The sequence below is a fragment of the Rufibacter tibetensis genome, assembly GCF_001310085.1.
GTDB classification, from domain to species: Bacteria; Bacteroidota; Bacteroidia; order Cytophagales; family Hymenobacteraceae; genus Nibribacter; species Nibribacter tibetensis.
Window position 1 is genome coordinate 2,971,369 of the sequence record NZ_CP012643.1, and the last position, 25,683, is coordinate 2,997,051.

Here is a 25,683-nt window from a genome sequence, read left to right on the forward strand (position 1 = left end):
AGGCCTAAAACGGGACAAAATATTTTCCTTCTGATTAGTGGTTCCAGGAACCGAATTTGCCCTGCTGGTAATCAGCGTAGGCCTGGTGGATTTCGGCTTGGGTGTTCATCACGAAAGGACCTTGCGCTACCACGGGTTCGTTGAATGGCACCGCATGCCCGAACAACAGAATGCTGTCTTCAGAGGCCTCTACCGTTAGCTCAGGGGCATCATTGTTAAACTCCACCAGATTTCTGAACGGCACTTCCTGCCCATTTACCCTAAGGGTACCTTTGATGATGTAAAAGAAGATGTTCCGCTCAGCGGGCACCTGCACGTTTAGGTTTCCGCCGGGTTGGAAATAGACGGTGCTGAGCACAATGTCTGATAGCGTTTCAAATGCGCCGGTGTGTCCATCCCAGGAGCCGGACACCATGTTTACGGTTACTTTGCCTTCATCCAGGGTGAACGTGGGAATGCTGTCTTTCTGCAAACCTTCGTAGCGAGGCTCGGTCATTTTATGTTTGGCCGGCAGATTCACCCACAGTTGCAGAATTTCTAATGGACCACCGGTTTTCTTGAAGTCAGAGGAGGAGACCTCGGCATGAATCAAACCCCGGCCAGCCGTCATCCACTGCACGCCACCGCCGGTAATTACGCTTTCGTGTCCGCCCGAGTCTTTGTGCATGATGTCGCCCTCCAGAATGAAGGTAACGGTTTCCATGCCCCGGTGCGGGTGCGGTCCGAACGGCAGGCCACGGTTATTGGGCTTGTACACCTGGTGCCCGTGGTGGTTCAGAAACAGGAACGGGTCTATCTGCTGCAAGCTGCGCGAGGGCAACGGCGAGTAGGTGACCAGGTCAGCAATAGGGGAGTACTCGGCTTTATGTATTTTCTTGATGCTTCTCATGTGGGTATACTATTGATGGTGCTATATACGCAAACGGCTACAGACGTGCAGAGTGGCCCTGCTTTCCTACGGGTAAGCAGCAGGCTATGACAGGAAATGTTTTTCAATGGCGATGGCTACGCCGTCCTCAATGCTGGGCGCGGTAACTTCTTTAGCGGCCGCTTTGGCCTCATCACGGGCGTTGCCAACGGCAATGCCCAGGCCTACGGCGCCTAGCATTTCCACATCGTTGTAATTGTCACCAAAGGCCATCACTGACTCCATCCCGAAATCATAGTGTTTTTTCAAAAGCAGCTCTAAAGCGGTGGCCTTGGAAATAGTCTTAGGGGCGATTTCCAGGTAGCGATCGTTGGACCGGTATATGTGCAACTGCTTCCCGAACCTCGGCTCTAAGGCTTCCCATAGTTTCTGAATTTCCTCGGCAGCGCCCATGCACATCACTTTGTGCGCTCCGGTAGAAGCGGCCTGCCACTTCTGCAAGACTTCCTGCGTGGAGGAAATGGTAGGCGTTACCTTGGTGTGGCGGATTTCTCGCTCGGTCCATTGGTCTTCCTGCGGCGCGTGCCAGTTATCGTTCTGGTACAAACTCACGTTGATGCTGGTGCCCTGGGCTAACTCTGCAATCTCCATACAAACAGAGGCCGGAATCTGCACGGTGTCCAGCACCTGCGGTTCCTGGGTGGAGTCATCGTACAGCAGCACGTACCCGCCGTTGAAACAGATCATGGGATGGTGCAGAATGCCTAACTGTTCCTGCAGGTGGCGTACGGCACTGGGTTGCCGGGCTGAGGCCATGATGAAAGGAAGGTTTTTGTCCAGGCGTTGAACGGTGTCAATGGTTCTTTGGGAAAGCTCGCGGTCACTGTTGAGCAGTGTTCCGTCAATATCGGTGCAAATGGCGCGGATGGTCATGGGATACATCAAAATCTAATTTATTCCGGTAAAGGTACGGGCAGATGAGAATTAGGGAGGAAAGAAACGGGGAAACGTTTAAACAGAGTTTTCGGAAAGAGGACCAAAGCGGGAAGGATGGGCTCTGGAATCTTGGTTACAGTTCACGCTTGTCCATTCCCAGAATCTCCCGGAAAGTTTCCTGCCCGGGTTTCAGGCGTTTCAGGTTTTCAATAAGAGTAATGGAACGGTCAATGCGGAGTTGGGAGCTTTTGACCGCCCCTACGTGCTGAATGATGTAGCGCTGCATGCCTGGTTTGAGTTGGTCAAAACGGGCTTTCCCGGCATCGTCTTGCAGGAACAATTCAGACAATTCCTCAGGAACAACGGTTCCATATGGACTATCGTCTTTCTCAAGCGAAACTGAAACGGAGTTTCCTTCTTGCAGCCCTAGTTGCATTAGGCGCTGTTTGGTGAGCGTGATGTAGCCCCGGCCCTGGCCTAGGGCCACAATGCCGCACTGGTAGGTCAAAGTGTTATTGACGGTGCACAACAGCCGCACCTTGAACTTACCGCCTAACTGCTGCACAATCTCCTGCGGCACCTCAATATAGTGCGTGCCCATCAGGTACTCTAACTTACCTATGTGAGTGTTAAATTGAATGGAAGTCATAATGAAGGAAGTGATGCGACTATGGACGTTTTCGCTTAATCAACAGGAACAGATTTTCTTCTGTCACAGTTTGGATTATATGGTAACGTGATTATCTGTTTGTTTCCATTGTTCTATTAGTTCCACCAAGCCAGATGAAATACCTTCAAAAAATTTACCTTCCTTTAGTTTAGGCACAATTGTATGGTCTATTATTCTTTGACATACCTCATTTGTAAGTATCCTTTCGGTCCCAAGTCCGGTAGAGATCCTAATTCTCTGTAGTTTCTTGCTGAAAAGAATTGTCAGTCCATTATCTTTCCCTTTTTCGCCTACTCCCCATTCTTCTGATATTTCTAATGCATACTGGTCAAAATCTGAGTAAGGCTCAATGGAGCTTACCGTAATAACTGCTATTGCATTTGTAGTTTCTTGGTTATAACCTGTCAGTAGCTTGGTGAGCTCTTGTTCCTGCTCATCTGTAAACACATTTTCAAAATCATTTATATATCCAATGGGCTTGGGGAATTTTCTTGCTTTTGAATCTGAGGAAGCAAGTTCAATGGATTGATTTTGAGATTCGGTTTCCTGCGTGGTACAGCTAGAAGAGATATAACTTAAGATAATCAACAGGAAAAGAATGGCTTTTTGGCATCTCATGATTGATATACAATATTTAAGTATTAGGTAGGTGGCGAAGACGGCCATCAGAACTCTAGTCGGTATAAAATTTAATCGGCTTGTCAGCAAAATGCAGACAAGCCGATTAAAATATCTCTTTTGAGCCTTACATCACGTTATGCTTCTTGTCTGAAAGCTTTAAACTGCTTAATCAAACCATTAGTAGAAGAGTCGTGTGAGGTTACTTCCTCGGAAGAAGTCAGTTCAGGTAAAATTTGCTTCGCCAATTGCTTTCCTAATTCCACGCCCCATTGGTCAAAGCTGTAGACGTTCCAGATCACACCTTGCACGAAGATCTTGTGCTCGTACATGGCCAGCAGGCTGCCCAGTGTTCTCGGGTCCAGTTGCTTGAACAGGATTGAGTTGGTAGGACGGTTTCCTTCAAAGACCTTGAATGCTTTAAGAGTGTTTATTTCTTCTTCTGAAGTGCCTGCTTTCTGCATTTCGGCTACCACTTCAGCCTCAGTTTTGCCGTTCATCAAGGCCTCCGTTTGAGCGAAGAAGTTGGCCATGAGTTTCGGATGATGGTCGCCTAGTGGATTATGGCTGATGGCCGGAGCCAGGAAATCGCAAGGAATTAGTTTGGTGCCCTGGTGAATAAGCTGGTAGAACGCGTGTTGGCCGTTAGTCCCCGGCTCTCCCCAGATGATAGGACCCGTCTGGTAATTTACTTTCTGGCCGTTGCGGTCTACGTACTTGCCGTTGCTTTCCATATCGCCTTGCTGGAAATAGGCCGCGAAACGATGCATATATTGGTCATACGGCAACAGCGCGTGACTCTGGGCGTCAAAGAAGTTGTTGTACCAGATGCCCAGCAAAGCCAGAATCACCGGCAGGTTCTGTTCAAAAGGCGCTTCGCGGAAGTGCGTGTCCATGGCGTGTGCCCCAGCCAGAAGCTCCCGGAAGTTCTCGTAACCTACGGTGCAGGCAATAGACAAGCCAATCGCTGACCATAATGAGTAACGTCCGCCTACCCAGTCCCAAAACTCAAACATGTTCTGAGTGTCAATCCCGAACTCGGCCACGGCTTTGGCGTTGGTAGACAAGGCCACGAAGTGTTTCTTGATGTGCTCTTCGTCTTTGGCGTTCTCCAGAAACCAGCTGCGCGCGCTCAGGGCGTTGGTCATGGTTTCCTGGGTGGTGAACGTCTTGGACGCAATCATGAAGAGCGTGGTCTCCGGGTTGATTTTTTTCAGCGTCTCGGCAATGTGCGTAGCGTCTACGTTGGAGACGAAGTACGTGGTGATATTCGGTTTTTGGTAAGACTTCAAGGCTTCAGTTACCATCACTGGACCTAAGTCAGAACCGCCAATGCCAATATTCACGATGGTGTCAATGGACTTGCCGGTGTAACCTTTCCAATCACCGTTGATCACAGCGTTGGAGAACGTCTCCACCTGCGCCAGAACCCGGTTTACCTCAGGCATCACATCTTTCCCATCTACCAGCACCGGCGTGTTGGACTGGTTCCGCAAGGCCACGTGCAACACCGACCGTCCCTCGGTGAAGTTGATGATCTCACCAGCAAACATGGCCTCAATGGCCTCTTTTAAACCACATTCCTCCGCCAGGGAAATTAAAAGCTGCTGGGTCTCAGGGGTGATTCTGTTTTTGGAGTAATCCAGCAAAATGTTCTCAAACGTGACACTGAACTTCTCAAACCTTTGCGGGTCTTGCGCGAACGCCTCTTTCAGGTGACTGTCTTTGATTTGCGCGTAATGTTGCGTTAGTTTCTCCCAGGCTTGGGTAGTGGTGGGGTTTATAGATGGAAACATGCGTGTGTTTTTAGTTCTGGTCTAAGAGCGAAGTTAGGAATTGTGACGACTTTTGGAAAAAGAGTTTCTAAAACCGCAGGTAGCACGGGAATTGACATAGGGCGTTTCGCAGCCCTTTTCAGGAAATAGCCTTAAAACCTTTGGCTACTTCACCCACTTCTGAATCAGCTGATCAGCGAAAGCCTCATCTTTCCAGGCCGACAAACGGGTGGGCTGACGGGCATTGACGTTCAGGTACCATTGCTCCAAAATGCTTTTCACGGCCGGGTAGCGTGCCGAAAAATCACTGTAGGAATTAGGTGAAATGGTTTGCTCGCTGGGTTTGGCGGGCACACTGATCACAATATGCCGCAGTTCGCCGCCTGTTTCCAGAATGAGCACGCCTACGGGCAAAATCTCCAGCACGGTACCGGGCTCTTTCTGGTTGCAAAGCACCAACACCGGCAAAGGCGCGGCAGGTCTTCCGGTCACCGAATCTACCAGGGTGGACGGAATGAAGCCTTCGTTTCCCGGGTAAGGCAAAAACTCCAGCTTGCGCGGTTGCCCAGCTTCTAGCTCCGCTACAAATTTTTTCTCCTGTGCATTGTACACCTGGGGCAGCGTTGACCCAGAGGGTGTTTCCACTACCGCCTGCCAGTGCTTGGTTTCTGAGATGGCCGGTAATTCTAAATAATTGGGTTTACAGCTTAGGCAGAATAGGGCCAGGAGCAACAAAGGAAGCTGCCATTTTAGTTGAAGAACAGAACGCATGGGCAAGGGTAGGGTGGTGTTTGGAGCTTGTTTTCTGTAAGGTAAGCTAAAAAAGGGATTCTTTCCAGAAGAACTAGGGCATTGCTCGTTCTCCTTACCTTTTTCAATGCCTTATTGTAATTCATCCAGTAACCTGAATGGGTTCAGCTTTTGCAGATCTAGAGAGTACCGGATGTTGTTTCTGAAGTCTTTGAAGCTTTTTGGGAGGCCTGAGTCGTAGTTGTTTCCGGCCACCGGAAAGTAGATTTGGACTGCATCCCGGAAGAAGCTCCATTGCAGACCGGTGCCGTACTGCAATCTGTTTTGTACCTGCACCATGCCCAGGTCCAGGTACACGGCCAAAGGTGTCACCGGCAAGTCTGCGGTGAGGTTAAGAGCCGCCATCCACTCACGGCTCACCATCTGCACGGGGTTACGGAACCCACCATCCTGCCGGTCAGTCTGCCGGATAGACGTGATCCCTCCGAGTGAGGTGTATAGTTCGGTTCGGTTGAAGAAGGGCGTCTGCCGCAGGTAATCAGGGCTGCCCGCCATGCCCAGTACAAAGGGACCATTATATTGATTATTGTTCGCCAGGAACCCTACAAAAGCCCTTGCCCTTACTTCTTTTCCTGAGCGGTACTGTTGCCAGTTTTCAATTGAAAGCCTGAACCGGAGCGGACGAAAAGTGGTGGTACGTTCATCTGTCAAAATATCCGGGGCGGAAGGAATGATGCGGTACTGGAACATAGTCGCATCAAAATCTACCTGGGTGCCGCTTACCGCGTTTTTAGTAGTTAACCTGTAAGCAAGCCGGGGAGCCTGATAATCTGGGGTAAGGTCGTCCTGCACAAAGTGCCAGGCCAACGACAGCTGTTGCCGGGCAACGCCTGGGTTTGTAAGCCGATTATGGAAAGTCAGGCTGGGAGTAACTGTATGAAACGAGGCGAACCGCTGTGCCTGTACGCCAACCTCTACCTTGCGCAGAAAGCCTTGTGCCGGAATCTTGAAGCGTACATCTGCCAGGCCCGTGAGACGGCTGCTCTTGAAGGCGTACATGGGCAGGACCACATAGTTGAGTTTGTGCTCTGTGAGAAGTGAGTTGTAAAAGGCCGCACCTAATTGGAATCCGTCATAGGTGTTGTAGCCCGGGGCAGGTGCCCAGAAAAGCTGCTTCTGATCAATTCGCTCCACGCCCAGCAGTCTTTGCAGGTGCAATGGCTCGCTTTTCGGGAAAAGGCGCCCTAAACGGTGCTGGTTGTCGCGGCGGTCCAGTTCCGGGAAAAGGTACTCTGGATCCAGTACGACTCGGTCAATATTTTGGGTCTCAAACGTGACAGTTTGCTCTCGTTCGCCCGGTTTGGTCCAGTGCGATTCCAGAATTTTTCCTTCCTTGTCTAAAGCAGCTACCTGTACGGGCAACGCCAGTTTGCCTTGTTGTTGCACTACCACTTGAGTAGAGTTACCAGAGGTAGTAACTTTATCTAAATGTGCATCTGGTATGATAGTGGAAGGAAGCAGTTCCTGAAAAAACCAACCCAGCGACTCTCCCGTGGATTTCTCCAAGGTAGCTTGCAGGTCTTCGGGGTAAGGGTGTTTAAACTGCCACTGGCGGTAATAGGTGTGCATGGCGCTGTCAAAGCGGGCGGTACCCAGGTACTTCTCCAGGTACTGGAACAGCTGGGCCGTTTTCAGGTAGACCATGGTTCCGTAATTAAGCGTCCTGAACTGAGTAGACGGGGCAGTGACGGGTTGGTCCAGACCTCGGCTGGCCGCCGATAAATAGGCTGGGTTATCAATAGCGGCCGGGGGCAGGTCATCTACCCCGAAGAACTTCCCGAAGGCGTTCTTGTTCACCTCGCTTGAGACCATGCCCGCATAGGGATTGCGGCGGGCTTTGGTCCTGAATTCATAATAGGAATTAATACCCTCGTCCAGCCAGGGGTGCGCGCGCTCGTTGCTGGCCAGAATCCCATAAAACCAGTTGTGCCCCACCTCGTGGATGATGGCTTCGGGCTCCGTGACCGTCACCATCGGGTATTCCATGCCTGCGCCGGCACTCAAGGCGGCGTCTACAGCCGTAGCGTGGGAGTACGGATAATCGCCCAGCCACAGGGAATACGAATACACCGCATCATTTATATCAGCCACGCTCTTGACCCATTTCTGGGCCTCACGGTTGGTGAACAAAAGCCACGTGGTCACGGTGCGTTTGGAATACGGCAACGTGACCTGGCTTTTCAATACATTGAACCGTTTGTCTGCGAACCACGCGAAATCATGGATGCGGTCTTGCCGGTAATGCAGCGTTTTAGTAGTGCTTGCCGAGGCCGGGAACGCCAGATCCTCTGCATTGAATTCCTTTTTGGCAGCCGTAACCTGCGCCAGGTTGTCTAAACGGGCTTGTTCCTCGGGGTTCTGCAATTCGCCGGTAGCGCCTATGGTGTAGTTGGCTGGCAAGGTGATGCGCACATCAAAGGATCCGAACTCGGAGTAAAATTCGCCTTGGTCCAGGTACGGCATGGGGTGCCAGCCTTTGTGGTCAAATACAGCTGGTTTAGGGTACCACTGCGAGATCTGGTAAGATTGCCCTACGTGCCCTAGCCGCGAAAAAGAATCGGGTAACTTTACCTGAAACGGCGTGCTGATGGTGATGCGCCCGCCCGGAGCCAACGGCTGGTTTAACGTCAACCTGGCAATGTCGGGGTTTTGCGCATCCAGTTCCCATTTTACGTTTTGGCCATCTATTTTGAAATCCAGGCCTGAAACGGAGCCACGCGCTTCTTTCGGGGCGAAATGGAATTTGCTTTCCCCATTCAGAAGTTGCTGCTTCGCGAAGGCGGTGTTACGACCTTTGTAGGCATTGGGCCATAGGTGGAAGTACAGAAACGTCAGCGTCTCCGGCGAGTGGTTCACGTATTCAATCTGCTCCGTGGCGGTGAGCGTGTGCTGAACATCATCCAGCGTCACATCAATTTTATAGTTCACCTCCTGTTGCCAGTACGGTTGTTGGGCAAAAGAGAGAAACGGAAGCAAAAGCAATAGCGGAAGTAAAAGCCGGTAGCGCATCATGGAAGTTTGAAATTCGCTTGAAATTACAACTATTAGAGGTAGTGGCAATCTCTTGGGGTTGCTTCTGCGCCATGGGAAGGCTGAAGATTTTGTTTGTAGCTATTCAAACCTTCTAGCCAAACTTCAGGCGCTTTTGCCCTATTTTTCAGAATTTATGCTTAACATAGGAGTGCAAAACATCACAGCTCATCCATACATAACCAGCATGAACCCGTTCAAAAAGATAGCCTCAGCGGCAGCGCTGATGGCCCTTACCCAAGTAACCCAGGCTCAAACCACCAACCTGCACGCCCAGATTGACCAACTCGCGAATAAACTGGAACCGAAAGTCATCCAATGGCGCCGTGACTTCCACCAGAATCCGGAGCTGAGTAACCGCGAAATAAAGACCGCTGAGAAAGTGGCCAAGCACCTGAAGAGCCTTGGGTTTGAGGTGAAGACCGGTGTGGCGAAAACTGGCGTCATCGGCATTCTGAAAGGTGGTCAGCCCGGACCCGTAGTAGCCCTCCGCGCCGATATGGACGCTCTGCCCGTAACCGAGCGCAACAGCCTGCCCTTTGCGTCTAAAGTACGCACCACGTTCAATAACCAGGAAGTGGGCGTGATGCATGCCTGCGGGCACGACACTCACATAGCCATGCTCATGGGCGCCGCCGAGATTCTGGCGCAGCACAAGAAAGACCTGAAGGGTACGGTGAAGTTCATCTTCCAACCTGCCGAAGAAGGAGCCCCGGCCGGGGAAGAGGGTGGAGCCGAAGTGATGGTAGCCCAAGGCGCTTTAGAGAACCCCAAAGTAGATGCCATCTTCGGGTTGCACATTAACTCTGCCACCGAGGTAGGTACCCTCAAATACCGTCCGCAGGGCACCATGGCCAGCTCCGATAATTTCAAGATTAAGGTGAAAGGTCGTCAGGCGCACGGCGCGTATCCCTGGATGAGCGTAGACCCGATTGTGGTTTCGGCGCAGATCATCAACGGCATACAAACCATTGTGAGCCGCCAGATGGAGCTCACCAACGAGGCTGCCGTAGTCACGGTGGGCGCTATCCATGGTGGGGTAAGAACCAATATCATTCCTGAGGAAGTGGAGATGATTGGCACCATCCGGTCACTAGACCCCAAAATGCAGGACCAGATCCATGAGAAACTGCGCCGCACCGCTGAGATGATTGCCGCCAGTGCCGGTGCTACCGCCACCGTAGAAATCGTGAAAAACACGCCCATCACCTATAACCACGAAGCCCTTACTGCCCACATACTGCCATCTTTACAGACCGTGGCAGGCCAGCAGAACGTAGTACTCACCAAAGCCGTGACTGGCGCCGAGGACTTTGCCTATTACCAGCAGAAAGTACCGGGCGTGTTCATCTTCGTGGGTGGCATGAGCAAAGGCCAGGACCCTTCCAAAATGCCAGCTCACCATACCCCAGACTTCATGATTGACGAAAGCGGCTTAAAACTAGGCGTGCGTACCCTAGCCTATCTGGCCGTGGATTACCTGAACAACCCGTTGAAAAAGTAACACAGCAACATCAATTTTAACGCCCTGCTTCAAGGTTACAGGGATTTCAAATTGGGATTTTACAAACTATAACCCAGTAGATATTACCCAAGACCGTTCCTAAATAGTGATTCTCCCCTTGAGGGGAGCGGAGAGGGGTGTTTACACCTGCTGGTTCCCTTATTGCTTCTCTATAAAGAACATACTTGCGGAAAAGACAAAAGCCAAGGTAGCTATAGAAATACGTTTGAGGCCTGTTTTAGGAAAACTTGTAATAAACGTTTTTCCGTTGGCGTGAGCTTGCAGCTCGTGTCTGCACTTATGCCGGAAATCTTTTGGCTCCTGCTTTCAGAGTTCAGGTATTCTGGCTGGCTCAAAAGGAACTTACCGCTTCATTGCCATCTTGGAAAGACCTATCAAACGAACTATAAAGAAAAGGAGCAACAACTCTACTGTTAGTTTAGGAGGTCCTTTCATGAGGACAGAATAAGGAGGAGCGTTTTGCAATGCGTGCGGACACGAGTTGGAAGCTCGCGCCAGCGAAATACGATTAGCCCTCTTTACATGAAGTAGTTGACCAGCTCCTTAGCTAAAATTCCTTTTCCCACTTAAGCAGTGTACTTTTGTATTTTCCAGGCTGATTTTCCAAAAATAGCCGCTAAACAAAAGAACCTTATGCTTTTTCATAAATCGCTTCTATTGTTCCTGACTTCACTTCTGGGAGTATCGCTCATCAGCAGCGCGCAAACAAGCGGAGCACAAACTCAGATAGACCAGCTCGCTGATAAGGTAGAGCCCAAAGTTATCCAGTGGCGCCGCGAACTGCACCAAAACCCCGAGCTTGGCAATTTTGAGGTGAAGACTGCTGAGAAAATCGCGAAGCACCTGAAGGCACTTGGCCTGGAAGTGAAAACCGGGGTAGCCAGAACAGGCGTGGTAGGCATTCTCAAAGGTGGCCAGCCTGGTCCGGTGGTGGCCTTGCGCGCCGACATGGATGCGTTACCCGTAACCGAGAATAATACCCACAATCTGCCATTTGCCTCTAAAGTGAAAACTACCTTTGAAGGGCAGCAAGTGGGCGTGATGCACGCCTGCGGGCATGATGCGCACGTAGCCATGCTGATGGGGGTAGCCGAGGTGCTGAGCAGTATGAAAAAAGACCTGAAAGGCACCGTGAAATTCATCTTCCAGCCGGCCGAGGAAGGCTCTGCTCCCGGACAGGTGGGCGGCGCGAAGCTAATGGTGCAGGAAGGTGTTCTTGATGCTCCTAAAGTGGATGCCATCTTCGGGCTGCACATTAGGTCAGATGTGGAGGTGGGCACCATTACGTATCGGCCGCAGGGCATGATGGCCAGTTCAGATAACTTTAAGATTACGGTAAAGGGGCAGCAATCGCACGGTGGTACGCCTTGGATGGGCGTGGACCCGGTAGTGACCTCGGCGTACATTGTGACCGCGCTGCAAACCATTGTGAGCCGTCAGCTAGACGTAACCAATGCGGCAGCTATTGTGACGGTAGGCGCCATCAACGGCGGTGTACGCGCTAACATCGTGCCCAGCCAGGTGGAGATGATCGGGACAATCAGGGCGCTGGACGTACCCATGCAGCAGCAGATCCATGAACGACTGAAGAAAACGGCCACCAGCATCGCCACTGGTGCCGGGGCTACCGCTGAGGTGGAGATCCAGGAAATGACACCGGTGACCTACAACCATGAGGCCTTGACCGCGCACATGCTGCCTTCGTTGCAACGCGTAGCAGGTACCAACCAGGTGAAGCTTACTAAGCCCGTAACCATTGCTGAGGATTATGCCTATTTCCAGCAGAAAATACCAGGGCTTTACCTTTTCCTGGGCGGCATGCCAAAGGGGCAAGACCCCGCCAAAGCACCTTCACACCATACGCCTGATTTCTACATTGAAGAAAGCGGTCTGAAACTGGGCGTTCGGGCATTAGCCAATTTGGCGGTAGATTACCTGAATGCACCTATGAAATAACGTTTAGCAGCCGTTGCAGGAAAAGGAACTAAAAACCCGTTGCAGCCCTTTTCGGGTGAATGAAATTCCTGTTCTATTTTAGTTTTTACACATCATCCTTCATATTCAAAAATCAACCTTGAAACTAGCATTAGTGACCTATGAAGCCATCCACAGCTATGGCTCATTGAGCGGCAGCGAAGACGGCGTTCTGATAGATTATCTTACTTCTAAAGGCATTGACATCACCTTAGAAGACTGGCATGACCCAGCTGTGAATTGGGAGCAATATGACCTGGCGGTTTTTAAATCGCCATGGGATTACTTTGACAAGTTTCCCGCCTTTTGCGCGTGGCTGGACCGCATGGAAGCATTGGGCATTCGTACCCTGAATCCTATCTCTACCATCCGCTGGAATGCCGACAAGCATTACCTGCTGGAAGTGGAGAAAGCCGGTTTGCCCATTGTGCCGACTGCTTTGCTCAAAAGAGGAACCGCCGTACAACTGGAGCAGTATTTCACCCATTTCCAGACTGATAAGCTCATCATCAAGCCCTGCGTAAGTGGTGGCGCGAAGAACACGTTTATTGTGTCTCGTGATGAAGTGGAAGGAGTAACCCCTAAGTTGGAGGAGTTGCTGAGAGCTGAAGATTTCCTGGCGCAGCCGTTCATGCCGCAGATTCAGGAAGAAGGCGAGTGGTCATTCCTGTTCTTCAACGGCCAGTACAGCCACTGCCTGCTCAAGTCGGCCAAAGACGGTGATTTCAGGGTGCAGCACTTCTTCGGGGGAACTATCCATCCGCAGGAAGCCCCGGCCTACTTGTTAGAACAAGCTCAAACCTTGGTGAACCAGTTTGCTGATGGCTGCCTGTACGCCCGTGTAGACGGCATAGTGGTAGGCGAGGAGCTGCAATTAATGGAATTGGAGCTGATTGAGCCGTTCCTGTACCTGCACACCCATCCAGAGGCACTGGAAAACTACTACCAAGCCTTGGTACAAATGATGGAAGAGGTGCCTTCCTCCGTTTCCTAGATGATTTTAGAGAAACAGGCATAAAAAAGAAACCCCTCCGTGGCTGCCACGGAAGGGTTTCTTTTTTATGGAGGAAGCAAGGTTTACCCAAACAAGTTGATGCTCATACCACCGTCCACGGCAATGCATTGGCCGGTGATGTACGCGGCGGCAGGCATGCATAGAAAGGCTACAGCAGCAGCCACATCTTCTGGGTTGCCTATGGTGCGGGTAGGGGTGCGGCTCAACACACTTTCCAGGTACTCCTGGTTCTGCAGCACTTGCTCAGCGAGCGGGGTTCTGATGTACCAAGGCGCTACGCAGTTCACCCTGATTCCATCTGGTGCCCATTCACCCGCCAGGTTCTTGGAGAGCTGGACCAGCGCAGCCTTGGTCATGCCGTAGATAGCACCGGTGCGCACGTGTCCTAAACCTGCCACCGAAGAGACATTCACCACGTTGCCGTGCGGGGACTGCTTCAGGAACGGGTGTGACAAACGGCACAACTCGAAGGCCGAGGTGAGGTTGGTTTGCAGCAGGTAATTGTATTCTTCGGGCGTGTACTCGCCTATTTTCTTGCGGATGTTGGTGCCCACGTTGTTCACCAGAATGTCCAGGGAGCCCCAGGTGTTCTCCACCAATTGAAGCAGGTTGTGCCGGTCGGCGGGTTGACTTACGTCGGCCACCATGCCAGAGGCGTTCAAGCCCCTGGAACGCCAATCGGTCACGGCCTGGTTTACTTCCATTTCCTTACGTGCCACAATCAGGACCTCGGCCCCAAAAGAAAGTAACTCTTCCGCAATGGCGGCGCCTATGCCTTTGGTGCCCCCGGTAACCAAGGCCTTGCGGCCTTCTAAACTCCAACGGTTGTTCTGCATTTGCTTCTTTATAGAATAAGATGATTTAAATGTTAAGTCTACGCAGAAAACGGCAGAAGGGAAAGAAAGCTGTAAGAAGTGAACTTTGGTGCCACCAGTTTTTCTCTTCTTTTCTGAAAGGCAGCCCTAAACAAGTAACACAACTTTCAAAGTGAAAGGCAGCATACATGGGTATTCCTTTCCTGGTGTATTTCAATGTTTACCATGTGAAAGCTCCACATAAAAAAAAGAAGAGGCTTCCTACAAAGGAAGCCTCTTCTTTAGGGATTCAGAATGAAGCAGGATTGTTATCTGTTGAGTAATAGCCTTTTCACGGTAGTTTTTCCTGCTACTGTGATTTTACAGATGTAAACTCCATTGGCTTGTCTGCTTCCGTCAAACTCATACTGGTAGGCTCTTCCTGCCTCGGCTTTTCCGGCGTGCAAAGATTTCACCAACTGGCCTTGCATATTGTAGATTTGAAGGGTCACATCTCCTTCAGTCTCTACTGAGAAGCCAATGTTGACTTTGTCTGCGAATGGGTTAGGGCTAGCTGTGAAGGTATCTGATGAGGCCCCGGGAGCTTCCTGCTTCAGATGCACCATACCTATAGCGGAAGTGGTAGAGGTTGCTGTGTACGGAATCAAGTTTGCCCCGGAGATAGTCTCCATCACACCGTCGGGTCTGGTCCAAGCCACGGTTATGTGGTCTCTAGAGCCGAACTCGCGCATGACCGCCTCAATGTAGTAGCGCTGTCCGGCCTGCAGCATGACCATGCCCGACTGTTGGGTTGGGAAAGCGCTGTAGTTACCCGGCATGGTGGCCTGGCGGAGGCTGGCTATACGAACCTTATTGGCTGGGTTGTCGTCGGTGCTCAGGTAGAGCTCGGCCCGGTCGTCGGCGGGGAGGTGGAAGCGGTACATGCCGCTCATCGGCACGCACAGGTAGCCCCGCATGCGGGCGAAGTAGTTCTCTGCTACGTTGGCTGGGGCGGAGAAGAAGGGCAGGTTGCTGGTGGAGGTCGGTGCCGTATTTGCAGGCAGTTGGCTCACCTCCACAAGCTGGTTAGGCACGTTGGCCCAGAACTCATACGTAATGGAGCCAGTGCCAGGGCATGCTACCTGCGCAGGGGTAAAAGGAACCAGGTTCGCGGCAGGGATTGTCTCCATCACGCCATCGGGCCGAGTCCAGGCCACGGTCATGTGGTCACGGGAGCCGAACTCGCGCATCACCGCCTCGATGTAGTAGCGCTGTCCGGCCTGCAGCTGAATCATGCCCGACTGCTGGGTGGGGAGGGCGGTGTAGTTGCCCGGCATGGTGGCTTGGCGGAGGCTGGCGATGCGGACCTTGTTGGCCGGGTTGTCGTCGGTGCTCAGGTAGAGCTCCGCCCGGTCGTCGGCGGTGAGGTGGAAGCGGTACATGCCGCTAACCGGCACGCACAGGTAGCCCCGCACCCGGGCGAAGTAGTTCTCAGCCACGTCAGCAGGCGCGGAGAAGAAAGGCAGCGTGCTGGTAGAGGTCGGCGTCATGTTAGCAGGGAGCTGGCTCACTTCTACGAGCTGGTTCGGCACATTCGCCCAGTACTCATAAGTAATGCCCCCGGTGTTTGCGCACGTAGTAGTACTTGCTCCTGGATTCACGATGAAAGAAGCCATTTGCTGGCAAGTGCCAGATGCATCCATGACAGTGACGGTGTAAGTGCCGGCCATCAACCCTGTTAAGTCCTGCGTGGTGCTTCCGTTAGTCCACATGTACGTATAGGGTGCCATACCTCCGGAAACGGAGACATCAATAGCCCCATTACTGCCACCAGCCGCAGTCACATGGGTAATTGCAGCAGTTACAGCAAGACTACAAACAGGCATAGAAGTACCAGGGTTTATAGTGTAAGAAGCAGTTTGCTGGCAACCAGTAGCATCTTTTACCGTCACACTGTAATTGCCCGCCATCAAACCTGTAAGATCCTGGGTAGTGGCTCCATTTGACCAGGCATAGGTGAATGGGGCCGTGCCGCCGGTTACGGTAAGATTGACAGCGCCATTACCGCCTCCAGCCATTGTTACATGGGTAAGAGCGGCTGTTAAGGCTATGTTACATGCTGCAGCAGGGTTTATGGTGTAGGACGCAGTTTGTCTACATGCCCCAGTTGCGTCTACCACGGTTACATTGTAAGTGCCCGCCATTAGGCCTGTAAGGTCCTGAGTGGTGCTTCCGTTTGACCAGTTGTATGTGTATGGAGCAGTTCCTCCGGATACAGAAAGATCTATAGCCCCATTGTTTCCGGCAGAATTAGAAACGTGCGTAAGGGCGCTTGTTAAGGTTAGCGCACAGTTAGAGACGTTTATGGTGACAGAAGTAGTGGTTTGGTTGCCATTGCTGTCTTCGGCCACAAAGGTTATTACATAGGAGCCTGTGTTGGTAGGAGTCCAGGAGAACGTCGTTTGTACCGGGTTTCCAGATGCAGAGGCAGGGGATAAAGTTGCGCCGGCAGGCATACCTAAGGCCATGATGCTTACCAAGCTACCCACAGGCATGTCTGTGGCCCTGATGTTAAAGTTTACCGCTTGGCCTACTCTAGCCTCAATAGGAGTAGAGGGAGAAGGGGTTACCGTAAAGTCAAAGACTGGGGCGGGCGGTGGCACGGCTTGTACTGAAATCAAGAAGTCAACTACTACTTTTGCGCCTCTTGAATCTGTAATGGCAACAGCGGCATTGTATAATCCGGCAGGCTTGCCCATGGTGGTCCAGGTTACAAATCCTGTGGTAGGGTTGATAGTCAATCCTGCTGGATTTGTTGAGCTGCCGCCCATTTCAGCAGAAGTAGCTAATCTATAGGAAAGCGCATCGCCTTCAAAATCTGTTGCCGGTATAGGAAAAGTGGCATTGGTAAGGTCGTTGGATAAGGTTCTGATAGGCGGAAGGGTTACAACAGGGGAATTGTTTCCAGCCCCCACCTGTACAGTTGTTTCTACTCTGTAATCTTCATCTGCGTTATTTCTCAAAGTGCTAATTCGACAGCAACTCTCAAAGAAGGCAGTGAATGTGCCATTGGCCGGATAAGTATGCGTAAAAGTTGCAGATTCACCATAAAACCAATCTTGGGCAAAATTTACGGTGGTTATAGTTAAAGGAACAGTAGCCGAGGTGCCATCTCCAAATTCAAATGAAACATCAGGAGTTAGAGTTGTGCCTATTGTAGGGCTAGTGGTTCCAGAAAAAAAAGCGGTTCTTCTATAAGCCATAGAATACTTGAATTCAATGGTCCGAGGTCCAACCACCCGCCAGGAGATATTTCCATACCTAAAGTGTGATGCCTGTGCCTCAATTAAGGAGATGGAAACAAAGAAAAGGCTTAAAAGAAAGAGTTTTAAGTACGTACTGTTTCTCCTCGCCGGAGGAAGTAAACTACATGATTCTCCCGTGTGGAGACCTTGGTCATGGAATGAGTTAACGTTATCCATACTTTAAAATAGGTTGTTTTGGTTGGGAAGGATAAATAGGACATCAAGTACACTCATGTCTAAGACATGCTACGGGGGGTATATTCGCTAGTAGGAACTCTTGATAACCCTTTGCAGAAAAGGAGTAAGCACTGCGTATATTACAGGATATGTAGATCGTACTTAAGCCCACCGCCGTAGAAGAGCGGATCGGGAGAGGAGATCAATTTCCGCTACACATTATTGCATAGGGAAGTTGATGTAAGCGTAAGTCTTTTTGAGAGAATTTAACTGTAGTCTAATGTTCTAAGCCAATAAAGAGAGCCAAAACCCTGATATTGAATCTCATACATTGTTTGGTTGCTTTTTAGTCTTGTATCAATCCTGTTTAAAAAGCTTTTTAATTTATCTGTAGGGTATCATACCAGAATATGATACCTCTTCTTATTTATTCTTTGATAAAATTCTTTCGCTATAGTTTTCCTCTCATCTTTGATGATGAGATAACTAAAAGATTTTTTGTAAATATATAAGGATAAAATTGTGCTGTAAACCTGACAACTGGATTTATCAAACTTTGTGATATTCGTCACATTTCACGCCTGAACGGATGCGGGTAAGTGTTTCCCGGCTTAGACCCAAGAAAGAGGCAATCTGCTGAACTGATGCTCTCAGGAAAATGGAAGGGAAGTTCTCTAACAAAGCCTCATACCGCTCTTTCGCTGATAATTTTCTGATCATCATAGCTCTTTCGTCGCTATGTATCAGAGCCTTTGCAAGTTGCTGCCGGATCAGGTTATGTAATTCAGGGTGACGCTCATAAAGGCTTTCAAAATCGGCCCGGCAAATGCAAAGTACCTGTGAAGGCTCTACCAGGTCCATGCTCTCATAAGAGGGGTGTTGCGTGAAGTAACTGTAATAAGGAATTGCAATAGAGTTTTCAGGAATAAACCGACTAGTTATTTCCTTGTCTTTTATGGTGTAATACATTCGGGCCATGCCTCTTACTATAAAGTAGGCATTTTCACTTATGTCTCCTTCCCGAAGCAGGAGGGTTCCCTTTTTAAAGGTATAGGGTCCACAAATTTGTGCTTTTAAGTCTTCTTTTAAGCCATTGCTTATGGGGGTAACCTGCTCCAGATATCTAATGAATTTTTCTTTCATAGGAGATGGAAGGTTCAGCTTTAGAGCACACTTCTATAAGATGATATTATTCTCCCTTATTGGGCCTTTGCAAGGTAGTTCTAAGTAAAGTTTAAATAAATACTTAAATTTTAGTATTTATTTAAACTGAGAAACTTTAAGTGTAAATAGTGGCCGCTGTTTACTCCTTTAGAAGGCTCCTGTCAAACAGCACCTAACGGTTAAAAGCAACAGAGAGGAAGTCTGCGAGAATCAGCCGGGCAAAGTCCGTTTTGTTTTAGGTTGTTTTTCCTAAAATGGCTTACCAACGAGAAGAGCGTAGTTGCATCACTTAAGCATGCTAATGTTTACCATGACCCATTCCTTTTCCATGTTTTCCGAGTTCATTCAAAGCGGCTCTAAACCCCTGGGCTAATTTGGTCGCTTGGCCCTGGCCATAGTAATGTAGGAAAATCATGTGCGGATCATCACCCAGCATGTGGTTATGTACTGCCACCACTTCCAGGTTGTGTTGCCGGAGAGCAGCTATTACTGCATTTACCTCTGATGGCAACATTGCCACGTCACCGGCTATATGGGCTTTTTCTTTCGTACCGGCGAAAGAGGCCCAGGAATTCAGACCAATAGATGGGGTCATTTCAGCTCCCATTGCCATTATCGTTAGATCTGAACGACCAATGGTGTATTTATAGGTGGGACCATTCACAGTACCAGTGTATTTCACAATAGCATCCAAGGCCGGAATATCAAAGTTTTCTTTCCCGGTTGGAGCAGCTGTTGGACCAGAAGCGGTATTGCCACTCTGGGAAGCTGGAGTGGGTGACTGGCCCGCAGGTTGATTCTTAGGCGATATTTTGCTCTGACTGATAGTGGCAGCAAACTTCTTGGCTAATTCTGCCGGAGAACCCATGCCATGCAAGTGCATGTAAAAGATGCGGGGTTCCTCATAAAAGAAATGATTGTGAATGGCACTTATTTCAAGTCCGTTGGTATGAGCCGCTGAAATAAGCGGATTTACTTCCTCCTGCAGTAAAACCGTGTCACTCATGAGCATGGCCGTTTTGCCATCTACGGTTTTCTTGATCGCTACCCAACCCCCAAACCCAAAGGAGATTGGAACGGATTCTCCTTTTACTTTTACCTTAAGGTCGTTGCGGGGCAGGGCAGTGGTGTGCGTCGCTTCGTCTTCCTTGTATGAGCCCTTTTTGCCCAAAGCAGCTTCAATGGCGGCTATCTCTGCAGCCGAAAGAGGGGGTGTCTTCTTATAAACAGGAGCAGCAGATAACTCAAATAAACCAAGGGCAGAGGCTCCACCCAAGAGAGCAGTGGCCTGTAAAGCATGACGTCTGTTCATAAGGATAACGAACTAAAAGTGAGAAAGAAAGGAGTAGCACCCAAACAATTGAGTTAAGGTGCTAAACCTGTTGTTTGACTTTGTAGAAACGGAGGAAACAGGAGAGGGTTTATCTAAAAGCAGATGTCAGGCTATTTTAGGTCAATATTTTGTAAAGTAGGCAGAAACTGAGAGTAAGAATAAAAGATGTATAGGTGCCTGAAGTAGGGCAACAAAAAAGCCGATCTCGGGGAGATCGGCTTTTTCGGAACTAAAACTATGGAGTAAGTTATACCAAAAGGGATTAGCTTCTTTTTTCTTTGATACGAGCAGCTTTACCAGAAAGGCCTCTCAGGTAGAACAGACGAGCTCTTCTTACTTTACCTCTGCGGATTACCTCGATTTTCTCAATGTTTGGAGAAAGAACTGGGAAAATACGCTCGGTACCAATTTGGTTAGACACTTTTCTTACAGTGAAAGTCTCGCTGGCACCAGAGTTTCTACGCTGCAATACCACACCTTGGAATTGCTGGATACGCTCTTTGTTACCCTCACGGATTTTAACGTGAATATTCACGGTGTCGCCAGCAGCAAAAGCAGGGATAGAGGCACGTCTCTCTGAATTTTCCTGCTCTACTAATTTAATTAAATCGCTCATGACTATAATATAGTGTCTATTTTATCTGCAAAATTCGGAGTGCAAATATAGACGTTATTTTTCTAATTGTAAATCAACAAGTACTAATTTTTTTCATCGCGCAGCAAATCAGGCCTTAGTTGGCGGGTGCGCTGCACGGCCTGCTCAAACCGCCACTCCTCTACTTTAGGAGTATTCCCAGATAGCAGGATGTCTGGTACGGTATGCCCTTCAAAATCAGCAGGCCTGGAATACACCGGAGGCGCCAGCAGATTGTCTTGAAACGAGTCTGAAAGCGCACTGCTCTCATCATTCAACACGCCCGGAATCAACCGGATAAGGGAGTCTGCCAATACGGCCGCTGCCAATTCGCCGCCAGAGAGTACGTAATCACCAATGCTGATCTCATGGGTCACGAACAGGTCACGCACGCGTTGGTCTACTCCTTTGTAGTGACCGCAGAGAATGATAATGTTCTGCAGCATAGACAACCGGTTGGCCATAGGCTGGTTCAGCGTCTGTCCGTCTGGCGTCATGTAGATGATGGCATCATACGTACGCTGCTCCTGAAGTTCCCTGATGCACTTGGCAATGGGTTCGACCATAAGTACCATACCGGCGCCACCGCCAAAGGCGTAGTCGTCAATCTGACCGTGTTTGTTTATGGCGTATTTCCGGAGGTCATGCAGGTGCACTTCTACCAGGCCCTTGTCCTGTGCCCGTTTTAGAATAGAATGGTCAAAAGGGCCGGTAAGCAGGTGGGGCTGGCAGGTGATGATATCAAACCGCGTCATCGTCTTCGTCTTCCTCGCCTTCCAGAGGAGGTTCCTCTAAGTGGCGGTTAGAGGGTTGGGTGTAGACTTCCAAAAGGCCTTCAGGCAGGTTTACGTAGATTTTGCGCTCCTCTTTGCTGGTGCGCAGAACAATCTCATTCTGCACCGGAATAAGAACTTCATGTCCTTGATACTCCATGGCCAGTAAATCCTGGTTAGGAAGGTCAAAGAAGGTCTGCACCGTGCCCAGTTCGCCCAGATTCTCATCTATTACCGTGTAGCCGATTACTTCATGGAAGTAGAACTGGTCTTCTTCCAACTCAGGAAGTTGGTTAAGCGGGAGATAGAGACTAACGCCTTTGAGTTTCTCGGCGTCGGCTACGGTGTTCACATCCTCAAACTTGATGATGCTTTTGCCGTTGTCCTGAGGGTTGAGGTGATCAATGAAAAAAGGAACCAGTTTCCCGTTGACTAACAGGAAAACTGATTCCAATTCATCGTAATCTTCCGGAAAGTCTACGTCAAAAAACGCGACTACCTGGCCTTTGGTGCCATGCGTCCTCACGATATACCCCAACTGGAAGCATGCGTCTAACGTCATGGCTTGTAAAATTAAGCTTGTGCTTCTTCTGTAGCGTCAGCAGCAGGAGCATCAGCACCTTCAGTAGCATCACCTTCAGCAGCCGGAGCTTCTTCAGTTACTTCTGGAGCAGGAGTGTTCTTGATACGGATCGCCTCGGCACGAGCAGCGTTTACTTTAGCTTCAGCATCTAAAGCAGCTTGTCTTTGAGCAGCTTTGTCGCTTCCTAATTTCTCTACTTTACCAGAGATTTTGGCTTCTTTAGCAGCTTTCCACTCAGCATAGCGGGTATCAGCCTGCTCTTGCGTCACGGCGCCTTTCAATACACCAATCTGTAAGTGTTTTCTGAACATAACACCAGTGTAAGAAAGCATCGCTTTCACAGTGTCAGTAGGTTGTGCACCTTTCAATACCCAATCCAACGCTTTGTCTTCGTTGAAGTTGATAGTGGCAGGGTTTGTTTGTGGGTTGTAAGTACCTAATTTCTCGATGAAACGACCATCACGTGGTGAACGAGCATCTGCAACTACGATATCATACATCGCAGCTTTTTTGCGGCCTCTGCGGGCCAGTCTGATTTTAACAGCCATAGCTAAATTTGTTAAGTCGCCGGATCCCGTCCGGCTTTGGGGTGCAAATGTACAGGAATAATCTTGTATCTACTAATGATTTGAGAAAGAGAAGTTTTAGGAAATAAGTTTCAGCCCTGGTTTATAAAATGTGAACCTGAAGCAGGGTATGGCTTGAATGATTCTTCTGCGGGTAGAAGAAGGCTGAAGCGAAACCTGATCTATAAAGTGACTGAAGCGTTAGTAACACAAAAGGCACACTCCAACAGAGTGTGCCTTTTGTGTTATGATATAAGAAGCGATTAGCTTACCGCTTTCTTCAATTTGATGATGCCAATTTTGTCTAACGTCCAGATCACCGGATAGGTAGGGTCCAGTTCCCACCACTTCACCCCGAAGTTCACACGGTTAGGCAATTTGTGGTGATTGTTCTGGAAAAGCTCGCCACCGGTTAAGAAGTCAAAGAAAAGTGAGTTTCTAGACTTGTCATTGTTGTCAAAGTTCTGGTACCCGTATTTGTGGCCGCTCCAGTTTACAATGGCACCATGGATAGGCCCCATCAGGAAGTGCAACGGAAGTAACAAATACATCCACCAGTATTGTGCATAATTGATGTAGATGAGCACGTAAATAACGCCCCAGGCTAACCGCGAGCCCCAATGGTCACCAATGTTTTCTACCAAGCGCCAAACCGGGTAGTTGCCATCAAAACGCATCTCCGGTTCCACGCGCTTGTTCAAGAAATCATTGTAGATATTCTTGGTCTTCCACATCATGGTGAAAGCATTGCTGGAGAAGTGCGGAGAATGGGGGTCACGCTCAGTGTCTGAAAAGGCGTGGTGCATGCGGTGCATGATGGCGTATGCTCTGGGCGATAGGTAGGAAGAACCTTGGCTCAGATACGTCAACAGGAAAAAGAATTTCTCCCAGAACACATTCATGGTGAACATTTTGTGAGCGGCGTAGCGGTGCAGGTAAAAGGTCTGCACAAAAAGCGAAAGGTACCAGTGTGCTACAAAGAAGAGGATGATAATCATGCTGGGTGATTGCAATTAAAAAGTTTATCCTAACCGGAACGGACGCTATGGTAACAGTCATCCGGTAAATAAGTTCACAAAGCTACAACACAAGCCGTTAACGCCGCAAAAACAAAATTATAATTTGTGTTAAAGTGACGAAAATCATTTTTTGCCCTGGAACTCCTCTGAACTTGACTTCAAATCTCACTTCCTTAAACTAACGTCTAGAGAAGCTGGGCTTGATAGTAGAAGTACAGCTATGTTCTAAGGTTATTTTCAGGAAAACGAAGTTGAAACAGGAGGAGTTGGTTGCAACAGAGGAGCGCAATGTGTAGGAAAGGCTTACTAAGCTTCCTATGCTTCAGGGCTGGAAGGGTTGCCACACAAATATAGGAGGAGGAGGGGCCTGTACCGTAACCCATGTTTTAAGAACCGGATGCTCGAAACCAAGTTCCCGCGCGTGTAGGCAGATGCTTTTGTTAGGCATGGGTTCTGGAGCGCCATATCTAAGGTCACCCAGGATGGGGCACTTCAAAGAAGCTAACTGCACGCGAATCTGATGCGGCCTTCCGGTAACCGGCCGTACTTCCACCAAGTGCTTGCCACCTGTGCTTTTCAATAATGAATAGCTGAGCTCGGCCCGCTGGCTGCCGGGTTTTTCACTTGTCAGGGCTTTAGTAGTGTTGCGTTCAGCATCTTTCACCAGCCAGTGGACCAAGGTTCCGTTCTCAGGATTGGGTGCCCGCTGGGTAAGAGCCCAGTAGACCTTCCTGGTTTTGTGAAGCCGAAACTGCTCATTTAATCTGCTGAGCGCTTTGGATGTTTTCGCCAGTAATACCACCCCGCTTACTGGACGGTCCAGGCGATGCACTACACCCATGAAGACGTTGCCAGGTTTCTGGTACTTCTGTTTTACGTATTCTTTGGCCAGTTCTGAAAGCGGCACATCTCCGGTCTCATCACCTTGCACCAGCACCCCGCTTGGCTTGTTAACCACCAGAATATGGTTGTCCTCAAAGAGTACGTCAAGGGCGGCAGAAGCGGGCATCCTGTTTTTAAGCTGTTTTGGAGAAAAGAGGCTGGAAAGGATAGCGTTGTCCATTGCTGATTGCTGTATGAAGCAAAACAACCAGCAATGGACAATCAACAATTAATAAGCTTCTTCCTCAGTTGGGAAGTTAAGCGATTTTACGTCCTGGATGTAGTTGCTCACTGCACTGGTAATCGTTTCATGAAGTTCAGCGTAGCGGCGCAGGAACCTTGGCTTGAACTCTTTGGTGATTCCTAACAGATCATGAATTACCAGCACCTGGCCATCAACGTGCGGACCAGCGCCTATCCCAATGATTGGAATATCTAGTTCCTCAGAAACGCGCTTGGCCAAAGCAGATGGAATTTTCTCCAGCACAATGGCAAAGCAGCCTAATTCCTGCAACAAACGGGCATCGGAGAGAAGCTTCTCAGCTTCGGCTTCTTCTTTGGCGCGCACAGAGTAAGTGCCGAATTTATAGATAGACTGTGGGGTAAGGCCTAAGTGCCCCATGACCGGAACCCCCGCGCTAAGGATACGGGTAATGGATTCTTTAATTTCTACGCCGCCTTCCAGTTTCACGCCGTGGGCGCCAGATTCTTTCATGATCCGGATGGCAGAGCGCAGAGCTTCCGAAGAATTTCCCTGGTAAGAGCCAAACGGAAGGTCTACCACTACAAAAGCCCGCTTCACGCCACGTACCACTGAAGACGCGTGATAGATCATCTGGTCCAGGGTGATGGGTAAAGTGGTTTCATGGCCAGCCATCACGTTAGAAGCAGAGTCTCCTACCAGTAAAACATCTGTACCCGCTGCGTCCAGCAAAGTAGCCATGGAGAAATCATAAGCCGTAAGCATTGATATTTTTTCGCCACGCACTTTCATGCTTTGCAACTGGTGGGTGGTTACAATTTTTACTTCGCGTTTCTGAACAGACATATTAAGTAAGTAGAATAGTCTCGGGCAAAGGTAATGAGCGGGACATTAGGAATCAGAAATTATCAGAAATTCTTGGAGACCTATCAAAGAGGTAAAATGGAGCATATTTTTATCAAGCTAAGTAGTTGTTTGACAACCAATTTTGTTAAAACAGGCTAAAAGCAGAGCGGCCATCTTTCTGGAA

21 protein-coding genes and 1 pseudogene are annotated in these 25,683 nt (G+C 49.5%); 3 read left to right on the forward strand and 19 right to left on the reverse strand.

Annotated elements, in window-relative coordinates; all coding sequences use genetic code 11:
• Positions 1-34 precede the first annotated feature (34 nt).
• From DC20_RS12140 to DC20_RS12170, 7 genes are all read right to left on the reverse strand, one after another.
• On the reverse strand, positions 35-889 hold the full coding sequence (locus DC20_RS12140; RefSeq protein WP_062544072.1) for a pirin family protein: 855 nt from the start codon (positions 887-889) through the stop codon (positions 35-37).
• Between the two features lie 84 nt (positions 890-973).
• A complete protein-coding gene (locus tag DC20_RS12145) occupies positions 974-1,801 on the reverse strand; it encodes a Cof-type HAD-IIB family hydrolase (protein ID WP_062544073.1) in 828 nt (275 codons plus the stop codon).
• A gap of 136 nt (positions 1,802-1,937) precedes the next feature.
• A complete protein-coding gene (locus DC20_RS12150) occupies positions 1,938-2,453 on the reverse strand; it encodes a DUF1905 domain-containing protein (protein WP_062544074.1) in 516 nt (171 codons plus the stop codon).
• Positions 2,454-2,528: 75 nt separating this feature from the next.
• A complete protein-coding gene (locus tag DC20_RS12155) occupies positions 2,529-3,092 on the reverse strand; it encodes a TPM domain-containing protein (protein WP_071885609.1) in 564 nt (187 codons plus the stop codon).
• A gap of 137 nt (positions 3,093-3,229) precedes the next feature.
• On the reverse strand, positions 3,230-4,888 hold the full coding sequence (gene pgi, locus DC20_RS12160) for a glucose-6-phosphate isomerase (protein ID WP_062544076.1): 1,659 nt from the start codon (positions 4,886-4,888) through the stop codon (positions 3,230-3,232).
• A gap of 144 nt (positions 4,889-5,032) precedes the next feature.
• Positions 5,033-5,638: an inorganic diphosphatase gene (locus DC20_RS12165; protein ID WP_062544077.1), complete on the reverse strand. Its 606-nt coding sequence runs from the start codon at positions 5,636-5,638 to the stop codon at positions 5,033-5,035.
• Between the two features lie 111 nt (positions 5,639-5,749).
• Positions 5,750-8,689, reverse strand: a complete 2,940-nt coding sequence (locus DC20_RS12170; protein ID WP_062544078.1) for a M1 family metallopeptidase — start codon at positions 8,687-8,689, stop codon at positions 5,750-5,752.
• A gap of 244 nt (positions 8,690-8,933) precedes the next feature.
• On the opposite strand from DC20_RS12170, the gene DC20_RS12175 reads away from it, so the two are divergent.
• The 3 genes from DC20_RS12175 (at position 8,934) to DC20_RS12185 (ending at position 13,200) form a co-directional block, all read left to right on the forward strand.
• Positions 8,934-10,211, forward strand: a complete 1,278-nt coding sequence (locus DC20_RS12175; RefSeq protein ID WP_245652353.1) for an amidohydrolase — start codon at positions 8,934-8,936, stop codon at positions 10,209-10,211.
• 654 nt (positions 10,212-10,865) lie between these two features.
• Positions 10,866-12,188, forward strand: a complete 1,323-nt coding sequence (locus tag DC20_RS12180; RefSeq protein ID WP_062545938.1) for an amidohydrolase — start codon at positions 10,866-10,868, stop codon at positions 12,186-12,188.
• Positions 12,189-12,306: 118 nt separating this feature from the next.
• Complete coding sequence (locus DC20_RS12185; protein ID WP_062544079.1) at positions 12,307-13,200, forward strand: ATP-grasp domain-containing protein; 894 nt, start codon at positions 12,307-12,309, stop codon at positions 13,198-13,200.
• Positions 13,201-13,283: 83 nt separating this feature from the next.
• On the opposite strand, the gene DC20_RS12190 is transcribed toward DC20_RS12185, so the two are convergent.
• The 12 genes and pseudogenes from DC20_RS12190 to panB form a co-directional block, all read right to left on the reverse strand.
• Entirely contained in the window at positions 13,284-14,057 is a 774-nt protein-coding gene (locus tag DC20_RS12190) for an SDR family oxidoreductase (RefSeq protein ID WP_062544080.1), read from the reverse strand.
• Positions 14,058-14,344: 287 nt separating this feature from the next.
• Entirely contained in the window at positions 14,345-17,038 is a 2,694-nt protein-coding gene (locus DC20_RS12195; RefSeq protein ID WP_169788181.1) for a PA14 domain-containing protein, read from the reverse strand.
• Positions 17,039-17,047: 9 nt separating this feature from the next.
• Positions 17,048-17,497, reverse strand: a pseudogene (locus DC20_RS23750) (hypothetical protein); the annotation flags it as partial.
• Between the two features lie 549 nt (positions 17,498-18,046).
• Entirely contained in the window at positions 18,047-18,640 is a 594-nt protein-coding gene (locus tag DC20_RS12200; RefSeq protein ID WP_062544082.1) for a Crp/Fnr family transcriptional regulator, read from the reverse strand.
• Between the two features lie 319 nt (positions 18,641-18,959).
• On the reverse strand, positions 18,960-19,973 hold the full coding sequence (locus tag DC20_RS12205; RefSeq protein ID WP_062544083.1) for a DUF1259 domain-containing protein: 1,014 nt from the start codon (positions 19,971-19,973) through the stop codon (positions 18,960-18,962).
• A 283-nt stretch (positions 19,974-20,256) separates the two neighbouring features.
• Positions 20,257-20,610, reverse strand: coding sequence for a 50S ribosomal protein L19 (rplS, locus tag DC20_RS12210; protein ID WP_062544084.1), 354 nt, complete (start codon positions 20,608-20,610; stop codon positions 20,257-20,259).
• An 83-nt stretch (positions 20,611-20,693) separates the two neighbouring features.
• The gene (gene trmD, locus DC20_RS12215; RefSeq protein WP_062544085.1) at positions 20,694-21,383 is read right to left on the reverse strand and encodes a tRNA (guanosine(37)-N1)-methyltransferase TrmD; all 690 of its coding nucleotides are present in this window, start codon (positions 21,381-21,383) and stop codon (positions 20,694-20,696) included.
• Positions 21,370-21,963 carry a ribosome maturation factor RimM gene (gene rimM / locus DC20_RS12220; protein ID WP_062544086.1) on the reverse strand — a complete coding sequence of 198 codons (594 nt, stop codon included), beginning with the start codon at positions 21,961-21,963 and terminating at the stop codon, positions 21,370-21,372. The genes trmD and rimM overlap by 14 nt, the downstream gene beginning before the upstream one ends.
• An 11-nt stretch (positions 21,964-21,974) precedes the next feature.
• Complete coding sequence (locus tag DC20_RS12225) at positions 21,975-22,532, reverse strand: 30S ribosomal protein S16 (RefSeq protein ID WP_062544087.1); 558 nt, start codon at positions 22,530-22,532, stop codon at positions 21,975-21,977.
• 281 nt (positions 22,533-22,813) lie between these two features.
• Entirely contained in the window at positions 22,814-23,548 is a 735-nt protein-coding gene (locus tag DC20_RS12230) for an acyl-CoA desaturase (RefSeq protein ID WP_062544088.1), read from the reverse strand.
• A gap of 343 nt (positions 23,549-23,891) precedes the next feature.
• Positions 23,892-24,632, reverse strand: a complete 741-nt coding sequence (locus tag DC20_RS12235) for an RluA family pseudouridine synthase (protein ID WP_245652206.1) — start codon at positions 24,630-24,632, stop codon at positions 23,892-23,894.
• A 48-nt stretch (positions 24,633-24,680) separates the two neighbouring features.
• Complete coding sequence (gene panB / locus DC20_RS12240; protein WP_062544089.1) at positions 24,681-25,499, reverse strand: 3-methyl-2-oxobutanoate hydroxymethyltransferase; 819 nt, start codon at positions 25,497-25,499, stop codon at positions 24,681-24,683.
• Positions 25,500-25,683: the final 184 nt, after the last annotated feature.

Bases quoted from the DNA above. Each gene is read 5' to 3' on its own strand.
- pgi (WP_062544076.1), bottom strand. From the start codon at position 4,888: ATGTTTCCATCTATAAACCCCACCACTACCCAAGCCTGGGAGAAACTA.
- DC20_RS12225 (WP_062544087.1), bottom strand. From the start codon at position 22,532: ATGGCTGTTAAAATCAGACTGGCCCGCAGAGGCCGCAAAAAAGCTGCG.
- DC20_RS12190 (WP_062544080.1), bottom strand. From the start codon at position 14,057: ATGCAGAACAACCGTTGGAGTTTAGAAGGCCGCAAGGCCTTGGTTACC.
- DC20_RS12140 (WP_062544072.1), bottom strand. From the start codon at position 889: ATGAGAAGCATCAAGAAAATACATAAAGCCGAGTACTCCCCTATTGCT.
- panB (WP_062544089.1), bottom strand. From the start codon at position 25,499: ATGTCTGTTCAGAAACGCGAAGTAAAAATTGTAACCACCCACCAGTTG.
- DC20_RS12175 (WP_245652353.1), top strand. From the start codon at position 8,934: ATGGCCCTTACCCAAGTAACCCAGGCTCAAACCACCAACCTGCACGCC.
- DC20_RS12180 (WP_062545938.1), top strand. From the start codon at position 10,866: ATGCTTTTTCATAAATCGCTTCTATTGTTCCTGACTTCACTTCTGGGA.
- DC20_RS12150 (WP_062544074.1), bottom strand. From the start codon at position 2,453: ATGACTTCCATTCAATTTAACACTCACATAGGTAAGTTAGAGTACCTG.
- DC20_RS12230 (WP_062544088.1), bottom strand. From the start codon at position 23,548: ATGATTATCATCCTCTTCTTTGTAGCACACTGGTACCTTTCGCTTTTT.
- DC20_RS12155 (WP_071885609.1), bottom strand. From the start codon at position 3,092: ATGAGATGCCAAAAAGCCATTCTTTTCCTGTTGATTATCTTAAGTTAT.
- rimM (WP_062544086.1), bottom strand. From the start codon at position 21,963: ATGACGTTAGACGCATGCTTCCAGTTGGGGTATATCGTGAGGACGCAT.
- DC20_RS12165 (WP_062544077.1), bottom strand. From the start codon at position 5,638: ATGCGTTCTGTTCTTCAACTAAAATGGCAGCTTCCTTTGTTGCTCCTG.
- DC20_RS12200 (WP_062544082.1), bottom strand. From the start codon at position 18,640: ATGAAAGAAAAATTCATTAGATATCTGGAGCAGGTTACCCCCATAAGC.
- rplS (WP_062544084.1), bottom strand. From the start codon at position 20,610: ATGAGCGATTTAATTAAATTAGTAGAGCAGGAAAATTCAGAGAGACGT.
- DC20_RS12145 (WP_062544073.1), bottom strand. From the start codon at position 1,801: ATGACCATCCGCGCCATTTGCACCGATATTGACGGAACACTGCTCAAC.
- DC20_RS12235 (WP_245652206.1), bottom strand. From the start codon at position 24,632: ATGGACAACGCTATCCTTTCCAGCCTCTTTTCTCCAAAACAGCTTAAA.
- DC20_RS12170 (WP_062544078.1), bottom strand. From the start codon at position 8,689: ATGATGCGCTACCGGCTTTTACTTCCGCTATTGCTTTTGCTTCCGTTT.
- trmD (WP_062544085.1), bottom strand. From the start codon at position 21,383: ATGACGCGGTTTGATATCATCACCTGCCAGCCCCACCTGCTTACCGGC.
- DC20_RS12205 (WP_062544083.1), bottom strand. From the start codon at position 19,973: ATGAACAGACGTCATGCTTTACAGGCCACTGCTCTCTTGGGTGGAGCC.